This window comes from Moritella viscosa, from assembly GCF_900120065.1.
GTDB classification, from domain to species: Bacteria; Pseudomonadota; Gammaproteobacteria; order Enterobacterales; family Moritellaceae; genus Moritella; species Moritella viscosa.
The window spans coordinates 55,114-66,842 of sequence record NZ_FPLG01000037.1 but is presented as its reverse complement, the minus strand read 5'-3'; the positions used below and the strand labels follow the sequence as shown (position 1 = coordinate 66,842).

General features: G+C 39.6%; 7 protein-coding genes. 1 reads left to right on the top strand and 6 read right to left on the bottom strand.

Annotated elements, in window-relative coordinates:
• Nucleotides 1-54: 54 nt before the first annotated feature.
• The 3 genes from BT797_RS05775 to BT797_RS05765 form a co-directional block, all read right to left on the bottom strand.
• A complete protein-coding gene (locus tag BT797_RS05775) occupies nt 55-702 on the bottom strand; it encodes a hypothetical protein (RefSeq protein WP_045109860.1) in 648 nt (215 codons plus the stop codon).
• Nucleotides 703-988: 286 nt separating this feature from the next.
• Nucleotides 989-1,522, bottom strand: a complete 534-nt coding sequence (locus BT797_RS05770; RefSeq protein ID WP_075471318.1) for a glycoside hydrolase family 108 protein — start codon at nt 1,520-1,522, stop codon at nt 989-991.
• Nucleotides 1,523-1,712: 190 nt separating this feature from the next.
• On the bottom strand, nt 1,713-3,170 hold the full coding sequence (locus BT797_RS05765) for a hypothetical protein (protein ID WP_075471317.1): 1,458 nt from the start codon (nt 3,168-3,170) through the stop codon (nt 1,713-1,715).
• Nucleotides 3,171-3,844: 674 nt separating this feature from the next.
• On the opposite strand from BT797_RS05765, the gene BT797_RS05760 reads away from it, so the two are divergent.
• Nucleotides 3,845-5,107 carry an NRAMP family divalent metal transporter gene (locus BT797_RS05760; RefSeq protein ID WP_075471316.1) on the top strand — a complete coding sequence of 421 codons (1,263 nt, stop codon included), beginning with the start codon at nt 3,845-3,847 and terminating at the stop codon, nt 5,105-5,107.
• Between the two features lie 88 nt (nt 5,108-5,195).
• Here BT797_RS05760 and BT797_RS05755 read toward each other — a convergent pair whose 3' ends face one another.
• From BT797_RS05755 to BT797_RS05745, 3 genes are all read right to left on the bottom strand, one after another.
• Complete coding sequence (locus BT797_RS05755; RefSeq protein ID WP_139291639.1) at nt 5,196-6,764, bottom strand: hypothetical protein; 1,569 nt, start codon at nt 6,762-6,764, stop codon at nt 5,196-5,198.
• 322 nt (nt 6,765-7,086) lie between these two features.
• The gene (locus BT797_RS05750) at nt 7,087-10,245 is read right to left on the bottom strand and encodes an efflux RND transporter permease subunit (protein ID WP_075471314.1); all 3,159 of its coding nucleotides are present in this window, start codon (nt 10,243-10,245) and stop codon (nt 7,087-7,089) included.
• A gap of 2 nt (nt 10,246-10,247) precedes the next feature.
• Nucleotides 10,248-11,477 carry an efflux RND transporter periplasmic adaptor subunit gene (locus tag BT797_RS05745; RefSeq protein WP_075471313.1) on the bottom strand — a complete coding sequence of 410 codons (1,230 nt, stop codon included), beginning with the start codon at nt 11,475-11,477 and terminating at the stop codon, nt 10,248-10,250.
• Nucleotides 11,478-11,729: the final 252 nt, after the last annotated feature.

The following is an 11,729-nucleotide window of genomic DNA, read 5'->3' as shown; positions in this document are numbered from 1 at the left end:
TAGTAGGTGTTTATTATAGGCACCTACTAATTTTTCCTATTGATAGCGATAACTTTAGCGTTCACCAACGAGATACAAATAAGTGTGCTTAGCACTGTATTTAGGTGACATATGAACACCGTAAAAACAAGGTACTTTGTGCTCACAAATCTCGTTAATAGCCTCAAAACCTGCGTTTATTTTTCGTATTGAAATGGGCTCTTTCGTTACAATAATCATCGCTGCAGAATCCGCTATCGTATCGTTGGCAGCTAGGTTCAATGAACTCTCTTCACAAGATGTTTCAAAAAAACGGAGGGATTTAGAATGTGACACTAATGAAGAAATATCACTGATATCAAATTTAAGCAGTTGATTTTTATTCAGCATTGTCGCCATATGATTAACAAACCGTAATGCGGTTAAACTATTACGTTTATCAATCTCATCGATATTCAACCAAATCGTTGCAATATAATTATCCTCAATAATTTTACGGCGAGAAAGATAACTAAGCTGATTAACATGTTTTTGCTGATAAATGACCACAATCAAATCTGATTGCAGTAAATTGACATCATGCGCGATTGCATCTTGCGCCGTAATGAATTGCATATTGATATCGTCATTATTAGCAATATCAACTAATAATGGATGTGGCTCAATAAATGATAATACCGTGATGTTTGAAATATCATCATTGCCGTGCGTCGGTTGGATCATGATTGTTCCCCTTTCATACCCTCAACTCATAAGAATATTATGGGATAAAAATGCACGGTTTGTTCAAAATTACTCTTTAAAGTAGATAATAATCTCTTTATAGACATCATGTTCATAATAGACAAAACAAAAGTGATGTTTAATTGACTGAATTGTTCAATAAGCAAGCTTACTGTGTGTTTTTATAGATTATTGTACTTATGATAATAATGCATACTACCGATAGCCAAACTCAATATACTGTTCAATAAGCGTTTGGCATTAAATACCGTTAGTAATCCAATACTTATGCTAATCCCTGTAATGTCCGATTAATCCACCCCAATAAAAATTTGTTTTGATTTTCATTGTTTGTCACTATCTTCGCGTAACGGGTTATTTTGGCTAATGCATAATGGGAAACAAACAAAGATTCATTATATTCATTATATTCATTAAGTTTGGATAACGTAATTGGTCCAACAATACCGTCTGGCGTGGCATCAACAACAACTTGTGCAAGCTTAACGGCAGTGCTAAGACCAGTATTCACGGCAAAATCAAACAAGCTCTCAGCGACTTTCTGACTTGTTATCATGTCACCATTAATTTTTTTCCAAAAATTATAACGATAAAAGTTAAAAACTAATTCAATGAGCTGCGTGTCTTGTTGTCCCTCACTCCCATGATTCTTTAATAGTCGCCAACCAAGCCATTGCGGATGGGCATTTGCCGAAATACCCGCAAAGGTTAATCCCCCACGATCACCTGCTACATGATGTAGTTTATAACCACCTTCGTTGTGTAATACCTTTTCAAATCCAAGTCTAAAATTTGCCATATACGATCTGCCCTTACTCTTAACAGCTTGTAAATCAAAGGACATATAGTTTGGCATTGATACATGAGGACGGCTATCGGGGAAAAGTCGGTTTTTAGTATGAAAAATTAAAATTAAAATTAAAAAAGCCTGCACAATTAATATTAATTATGCAGGCTCCGTTTATATCAATAACGTTTAGTCGTATTACTTATACTTCGTTATCAAAATATACCTTTGTTTTTTTGTCTCGTTTTCTTGCAAGGCTATTCAGATGTAATCCAGATAAAGTCAACGCAATACCCGTGATCGAACCGATTAAGGCTAATGAACCAAACCAAACTAAACCAACAAGCGTTAAGGTTTCTGTTTTCACTTCTTTATAATGATCAACATTATCAATATAAGAAGCCATACGATAAACCTGATTAGATAACGCCATTGTGTTCGCTTCTATTTCAATCACGCGAATATCATAACGTAACTTCATATTCGTTTGCTTGATCTCTTTGATGTAGTCTTTCTCATTTAAGAACTGAACATCTGCTTGATCACGCTTAATCTCTAAGTTACGTAACGCTGTGATTTTATCCTTAGCCAGTTTTCTTTGTTTAACCGCTAAATTACTATTACTCGCGCTCACCGCATTTTTATAGCTACGATTAAGTTGTTTCACCTCTTCGTTTTTCTGCTGGATCATATCATCTTTCAATCCAAGTAAATCAGCATAATAATCGTCAAGGAATTGAACAGACTCTAAATCAGGGCTGTTATCTTTAACAATAATAGTGTTGTTATTAATCTTGTTAAGCTGAGTTTCAACATGGCGGATCTTTTCATCGTAGTCTTTTTTTACCGCTGCAGAAGTAAAGAAATTCGAATCATCTAACGCAACAATTTTGTCGGCATTCAGTTTATTAAGCTGAGCTAATAAACGGTTACGTTCGGCTTGTACTAAATCAGCGTTACCTTGAGTGCGTTCCATCGATGACTTAAAGCGCTGCTCTTTCTTCTGTGATAGCTCTTGTAGCAGCTCTGACTTTTCAACTTTAAGCTGAATTAATTCCTCTTTTTTTGCTGCAAGAGCGCGACTTAACTGTGGAATATTCTTTGATAAACGCTTATTACGTCTTACTTCACTGGCGTATTTCGATTTATAGTTCGCATTGACCGTAGTGGTATCGTTGTCAATTTGCTGGGTTTTTAGATTGTAGTCTTGCAATGCAATTTCAATGTTTTCTTCATTAATTTTGATCTGGTTTTCAATTTTACTGATCTCAATTTCACTGATGTTAATTTGACTATTAATCGATGAAAAAGCGCGTTCAAAACCATTAAGTAAGGTTTCAAATGTGATAAGACACAAGAAACTAATGATCAACAGGTACATAGGGAATGATTTACGTGAATGCCAAAGTCCGATTACAAAAGGGATCTTGGTTAATTCCACCAACGAAATCATTACAAAAGGCGCAGCTAATGTGAATGCACTGGTCAAATTATTGTCACTTGTCATTAATGATATTGAAATACAAAGACCGATAAATACAACAATGATTTCGACCATCCAAGCGATTTTGCGTAAAAATCGGCTATGTTTGCTCAATTCATCGCCTTCATTATCCCTAACTTTACTGGTATTTGGACCAGCTCCCATGATATCGCTCATTTGTGTATAACACCTCAATAATAAATAAAATAATACTTCCACTTAGCTACTTCTGTGTAACTTTTCAGTGAGAAGAATAACCACTGAATTTCCATTCATTAAAGACATTGCCAGTTTATAGAATAATTATGAAAATAAATTAACATGTATAAAACTATAACTCTACGTCCATATACTTTCGCTTACAGATGCTCAAATAACAATCACAACATGCCGATTATTACAGCTGTTTAAAATACGATATACTGATAAATATCTTTGAAATATGAAAAAACAACAGCTTATATAACAATTCGGTAAATATAGCTATCCAAATAACAGGTATCTACGATTAGCTCTCATCACAAAATTTATCCACGACCCTACAGTAGGAGCATGGCATTGAGCAACTTAAGATATTTATATTTCCACCAGCATAACTTGCTGATTCTAACCTATACATTAGGGATAGTTACAGGAATAATGACACAGTCAACAGTATGTATGATATAGGTAACGGTTTTTAGTTATTGCTCTTGCAATACACTCAAATATATTATTTCAGAACATTTACACAGCCCGCTAAATAATTTTAAATAATGATAACTATCTTGTTATTCCAATAATAACGACAACTGTAACACTTTAAATCCATTACATTAATAACAACGACATTAAATCAACAGGATGTGATAATGCAAACAACGCTAACAGCGACAACAAGTATATGGCAACAAAGAATCAAATCTTTAGGTCCAGGAATTATGATGGCAACCGCGGCTGTTGGCGGCTCTCATTTAGTCGCATCAACGAAGGCTGGGGCAACCTATGGCTGGCAACTAATTGGATTGATTTTACTGGTAAACTTGTTCAAGTACCCCTTTTTTCGTGCAGGAATACAATACACATTAGGCACCAATAAAAGCTTGATTCAAGGCTATAGTGAATTAGGTAAGGGCTATTTATGGCTTTATACTGGGCTCAATGTCATTTCAGGGATTGTGAATACCTCAGCACTGCTACTCTTTAGTGCCAGTCTACTCGGTTACTTTCTACCTTGGTCACTGCCGTTAACGACACTTTCAGCAATTGTGCTGGCTGTATGCCTCGCTATCTTACTTGCAGGTCATTTAAAAGCCCTTGATAAGCTTTCTAAACTGATTATGGCTGTACTGGTTGTTGCGACCGTAGCCGCAGTAGTGATAGCGCTGAATCAAGGTGCAGTTGCTCCTGCTGACTATGTTAGCCCATCTCCTTGGCAAGTATCAGCGATTGGTTTTATCGTGATCATGATGGGCTGGATGCCAGCACCGATTGAAATTTCAAGCATTACCTCGCTGTGGCTGAAGAACCAGCAGAAAGAACAACTAGTAACGCCAGATTCGGCATTATTTGACTTTAATGTCGGCTATATAGGTACTGCATTACTTGCTGTTGCTTTTGTGATGCTTGGCGCGTTGGTACTCCATGGTAATGGGGTTGAATTAAAAAGCTCAGGTATTGGCTTTTCACATCAATTAGTAAGCATGTATGCACAAACGATTGGTGAGTGGTCTGGTAATTTAATCGCACTAGTGGCCTTCTTTTGTATATTTGGCAGTACGATCACTGTCATTGATGGCTACTCCCGTGCATTAGCAGAGTCTCACTTGTTAATCACCAAGCAACCACTTGAACAACGCAAATATCACCAAGTATGGATGGTAACAATCAGTGCTTGTGCATTGGCAATCTTATTCTTCTTTACGTCATCTTTAATGGATATGCTGAACTTTGCGATGGTGTTAGCGTTTATGACCACACCGATCTTTGCATTAATTAATTATCGTTTAGTAACACAAGCCGAACTACCAAAAGCGTTAAAACTCACCACCGGCATGAAACTACTTTCATGGGCGGGTTTGATTTATCTGTTTAGCTTCTTAGCGGTATTCATTTGGTGGAAATGGATAATGTAATAAAAGAAAAATGAGTACACCCTATGTACTCATTTCTTGTGAATATATGCCACCCTAAATTTTAATCACCTTAAGGTGGCATAATCGATCAAAACACCGTACAAGCTTTGCTACGTTTTTTCAGCCGGCCGCGTATTTTACCGCTCACCGTCGACAATGTGCAATTAGCTTTGTCATTCAGCACCTTACCACTACCTACCATGGTGTTAATCACATCTGCATAACTGGTCCAAGTACCGGTAAAGTAACTATCACCGTCTTTTTCTACAAACGCAGGTAAATAGTTTAATGCATTAAAAAATTGGCTGCCAACAGCACCCACTTCGCTAATATCACTGCCATGTTCAAGCGCTTGGTAAGCATCAAGCAAAGATTGAATAGACGTTTTAGTGGCCATAATGATGATTTCTTTGCTTTGGTCAGTCAACTCTTTAAGGTGGCTATCACCGTATATTTGAAAACGATCACCATTTAAATTACGCACAAGTGCACCACTCTCATTAAACCTATCATGGAACCCTTGCTCATCTTTTGCCCACATCATCCAGATACCACGGTATGAAGGCATGAAGTCATTACGAGGAGCGGTTGCTATTCGCATGATGGGCGGAAAATCGGCCAAAGCAAACGAAATAATGCCATCTCTATCACGTGTCGCACCAGCTTGTTTTATGATCGCTTCCATCCACAGATAAGTACCTTTCTCTTTTAAACCTGCACTTTTTATCATGTTAAATGATGATTCCTCACGAGACGTCACAACATGCCCAAATGAAAACAAATCAGTTAGACTGTGCAAGGCGTTAGCTTCATGATGTAAAGCAACGTTCCAGTATTTTGGCTCGGTGCGGGCTTTGTCTGCATAATAAAGTGCTTGACGGTGTAAGCCTATGTACCAAGCAACTGCAGCGTCAGAGAAATGCCAATCATTCACGTTAGCAATCCGCATCATTTCATCTCCCCACCACGCAGCCTCTTCTAACTCTCCATCTCCTGCAGTGTTAGAACTCAGGTTACCGAGTGCGCCAAACGGCGGCACAACACCAGAACCGACATGATGCAGATAGGTCGTATTTTTTACCGGTTGAGGGCAATACGCCGGATGTGAACCGTGTTTAAAAACAATATTCTCTTTAATATCATTGCTTAAAAAGCACTGACCATCAGCATCACACGAAGTTGTCCGACGGTAATCACCATAGATTGCCGCCAGTTCTCCTAATGTGAACTCATCAGACTGACTGCCCATATTCGTGTTCAGCGTAAGCAGTTTGGTTGGAAGCTGACTGCCAGTGGGAATATAGATTGTGTTATTATAATGACTTTGACCAAAGCCACTATAATAACAGTTGTCCTGTACATTATATTTATATGAATCATAGTCATTTTCATCATTACCATCAAAGCCTGCAGCCAGTTGTTTCGCTGCACGGAGCTCTTTCGTGTAACTATCAGTTCTGCTCTTTAGTGACACCGTAGTCGGTAATTTGATTGTCTCTGGAATTTTGAGTTGCGCGATAGCATTATCGACTATGTTTTTATGTTCTTCTGAATTGAATGCTTGTGCGCCCGAGGTAAAAGTACCAGCCATTACACAAGCCAAAATACAGCTAACTTTATGTGATATTTTTTTCATATCCATTTTATTCCGCTTCATACACACCACTTTAGATGTATTACTTTAGAGGGAGATCTTATCTACACAGAATTAACATGTCAACACGTCACGCAACACTTTGAAACAAACGAATTATTACTATGAATTAATGAATTTAAAGACGTTTACACCAAGTTTAACTTGATATACCAGTTTAAGATTCCATTTAACAACTCACAACCAGTCCAATTAACCACGTGCAATATAAGCGACTAAAATGACGGTGCAGGTGTTAAAATAGCGAAAGTACCGCGGCTCAATAGTTGGTACAAAAAAGGCGATATGAACATCATATCGCCTTTTATTTTACTCAGTTTAAGTCTTAATCCGACCTTAACGCTGTATTATTTTCGACGCAACTCCGCTTATCGCGTTTTGCTAACGCATAATAGAATAACGGAGTCAGAATTAAACCAAATACGGTCACCCCTATCATACCAGAGAACACCGCAACGCCCATTGCCTGACGCATTTCTGAGCCAGCCCCCGTTGACAACACCATAGGCACAACCCCCATGATAAATGCGAACGACGTCATTAGAATAGGACGTAAACGCAATTTTGCAGATTCTAAAATTGCATCCATCGTATTCATCCCCAAATCCTGTTTTTCTTTAGCAAATTCGACAATCAAAATAGCATTTTTAGTGGCTAGACCAACTAACACAATTAAGCCAATTTGAGTGAAAATGTTGTTATCACCCCCGTACATAAGTACGCCGCTGATTGCTGATAATATCGTCATCGGAATAATCAAGATAATCGCCAGTGGTAAACTCAAGCTTTCATATTGCGCTGCTAATACCAGGAATACTAACAAAATAATCAATGGAAACACGAACATACCAGTATCACCGGCGATAATCTGCTGGTACGTAATTTCAGTCCACTCATAGCTCATACCAATCGGTAAGGTTTCATCGAGGATCTTTTCAATCGCCGCTTGTGCCTGACCACTACTGACACCAGGTGCTGGCCCCCCATTAATTTCAGCGGTAGTATAACCGTTATAGCGCATCACACGATCTGGACCTGCAGACTGCGTAATAGTAATAAATGACCCCAAGGGCACCATATCCCCCTGCAGATTAGGTACTTTAAGCTGACTAACTTGCTCTGGTGTTTGTCGGAAAGATTCATCGGCTTGCATCTTCACCTGGTAGGTTCGACCAAACAAGTTAAAATCATTCACGTAACTCGAACCCATGTAGGTTTGCAAGGTTTTAAATATCTGGTCCAAAGATACCCCTTCTTGCTTGGCTTTGGTACGATCAATATCTAAATCAAGTTGTGGCACATTAACCTGATAACTCGAGAATATCCCCGCTAATTCAGGCGTTGCCCATGCTTTATATTGCACCGCTTGCGTTGCTTTATACAAGGCTTCATAACCTAAATTAGCTTTATCTTGTATTTGTAAACGGAAACCACCAATCGTTCCTAGTCCTTGTACTGGCGGCGGAGGGAAGATCGCAATAAAGGCATCTTCAATACCGGCAAATTTTTGATTCAGTTGCTGCGCAATGGCATTCGCACTCAAATCAGCCGTTGTTCGATTTTCAAATTTATCCAAAGTAACAAAAACAATACCTGAGTTAGGACTGTTAGTGAAACCGTTAATACTTAATCCAGGAAACGCCACCGAATGTAATACCCCAGGGTGATCAAGGGCAATATCGGACATTCTACGGATCACGGCATCAGAACGTTCTAACGATGCTGCGTCAGGTAATTGGGCAAACGCCACCAAGTATTGTTTATCTTGTCCTGGTACATAACCAGTCGGAGTTTGCGAAAATTGCACACCCGTTAACACCACTAAACCAAAATACAAGATACCAATAATGCCACCAAAGCGAATAACTTTGCGTACCATCCAGGTATAGCGTTCCGATGCACGATTAAACAAGCGGTTGAAGGGGGCAAATAACCAACCGCCTAATAACTTGTCCATAGCACGGGTCAATCTGTCTTTTGGCTCATCTCTGCCCTTTAACAATAACGCCGACAGCGCAGGACTTAATGTCAGTGAATTAATCGCCGAAATAAAGGTCGAGATAGTGATTGTTAACGCAAATTGCTTATAGAATTGCCCAGTCAAACCACTCATAAACGCAGTGGGAATAAATACAGCCGCAAGAACTAAGGTCGTTGCCACAATCGGCCCGGTTACTTCTTTCATCGCTTTTTGCGTTGCAGCAACAGGGTCAAGACCTTCATCAATATTACGCTCGACATTTTCCACCACGACAATAGCGTCGTCCACGACGATACCGATAGCTAACACCAGTCCAAATAAGGATAAGGCGTTTAATGAAAAGCCCATGATATACATGAATGCAAACGTACCAACTAACGACACAGGTACAGCAACTAATGGAATGATCGAAGCGCGCCATGTTTGTAAGAATAACACCACTACTAACACTACGAGTAATACCGCTTCAAACAAGGTTTTCACTACCGCTTCAATCGAACCACGTACAAATACCGTTGGGTCATAAACTATTGAATACTCCAAACCATCCGGGAAATTCAGTGATAAGCGGTCCATAGTGGCACGTACATCATCAGAAATCTGGATCGCATTAGAACCAGATGCTTGAAACACACCCATAGCAACCGCTTCTTTATTATCAAGTAATGAACGCAGTGCATAAGTTTGCGCACCTAGTTCAACGCGCGCTACATCTTTTAAGCGAATGATCTCACCTTGCCCACCAACACGAATAATAATGCCTTCAAATTCTTCTTGAGTCGATAAACGCCCTTTCACATTAATCAGTAATTGAAAATCTGCGCCACTTGGCTGCGCACCTAAACTACCCGCTGCTGCTTGTTTATTCTGCTCACGTATCGCATTTATAATATCAGCAGGTGCCAGTCCCAAAGACGCCACTTTATTTGGATCAAGCCAGATGCGTAAACTATACTCACCCGCGCCAAATAGATTTACTGCGCCGACACCGTCAATACGGGCTAATTCATCTTTTACATTTAATGCGGCATAGTTGGATAAATACAACATGTCATAACGGTTATCAGGCGCGATTAAGTGCACAACCATGGTTAGATCTGGCGATGATTTTTCAGTTACAACCCCTAAACGCTGAACCTCTTCAGGTAACCTTGGTACAGCACGGTCAACACGACTTTGAACCTGGCTTTGGGCTTTATCAACATCGGTGCCGATCTCAAACGTGACAGTTAATTTTAACAAACCATCCGAGGTAGCTTGTGAAGACATGTACAACATGTTTTCCACCCCGTTAATTGCTTGCTCTAAGGGTGACGCGACAGTTTCGGCAATCACTTTAGGATTCGCACCCGGATAACTTGTCGATACAACCACAGTTGGCGGCACCACCTCGGGATATTCAGTGATCGGCATTAAACCGACGGATATCGCACCCGAGATAAAAAACAGCAATGAGATCACCGCTGCAAAGATGGGTCTTTTAATAAAAAATTGAGAAAACATATTTATCCCGCTACTCGTGTTAATACTAATTCGCGCGCTTGCTCTAATACCGCTTGCTCATGGCGCAATGCCGATAAATTATCAGGTGTTGCCATCTCAACCATATTCGGTTCAACGACCATATTTGGACGTACCTTTTGCAATCCATTCACCACAATCTTATCTTCAGCAGATAAGCCTTGTTTAATGATCCGTAGGCCTTGTACTTTTTCACCCAGTGAAACCCCACGGTATTGCAGTTTATTATCAGCATCGACAACTAACACAAATTTATTATTTAAGTCCGTGCCAATGGCTTTATCGTCAATCAAAATACCAGTGTAAGTTGCACTGCCCGCAATACGTAAACGGGTAAATAACCCCGGTAATAAATCATTGCTGTTATTAGCAAAGCGCGCTCTGACTCGGATCGTACCAGTGTTATGGTTAATCGCATTATCAACAAAATCAATCACACCTGTATGAGGGAAATCACTTTCATTCGCGAGTGCCATAAATACAGGATTGCCATCAGAACGCTGGTCATTACGTTTATGTTGCGCCGTTAACTGCGCATATTTAAGGTAAGTCTGTTCATCAACATCAAAATAGGCGTACATATGTGCGGTAGATACCAGACTGGTTAACTCTGTTTGTCCGGCTGTCACATAGTTACCCATAGTGACGCTCGCATAAGAAACACGTCCAGAAATAGGCGCTTTAACACGAGTATAAGCAAGATCGAGTTCGGCACTCATGAGCGCGGCTTTAACCGAGGCAACTTCAGCTGTAGTTTGATGCATATTAGCTTGGCGGGTATCGATTAACTCTTCTGACACGGCATTTTTTTTATATAATTTAAAGGCGCGCTGATAATCATTTTTTGCCAATTTTTCTGCGACTGTCACGCTGCTTAATTTCGCTTTTAAACGCTGTACTTCTGCCATAAATACACTGGGATCGATTTGAAATAAAATAGCGCCTTTTTTAACTAAAGCACCTTCGTCAAAATTCACCGAATTGATATAACCTGATACCCGAGGGACCAAGGTGACCTGTTCTGGCGCTTCTAAGCGGCCAGTAAATTCGTCCCATTCCGTGACAGGTTCATTCAGCACCTTGGCAACACTCACTTTTGGTGCAGCTCGACTCTGTGCTTGGGATTGTGGCGATTCTTCACTACCACATGCGGTTAATACCAGTGCAGTTAAACTGGTGAGCATGAATGTGCGGAATATATTGCTTGTTCTCATGTGATGGTGTCCCTTCGTTACGCTATTTTGCAATCAGCAAATCAAGATAATTAGTGTCTGTCGATACGGCGCTTATTGCACAGCATTGGTCTATCATTTCATACCAACTGGTAAGAAATATTACATACCAATCAGTACAAAATGTTATGTACCGATCGGTATAGTATATATTTTTCAAATAGAGTCAATAGTTTTCATCTGTAAAGACACTGGACAGAAGGCAACACTCTGTCTATCCTATGCGCATAAATA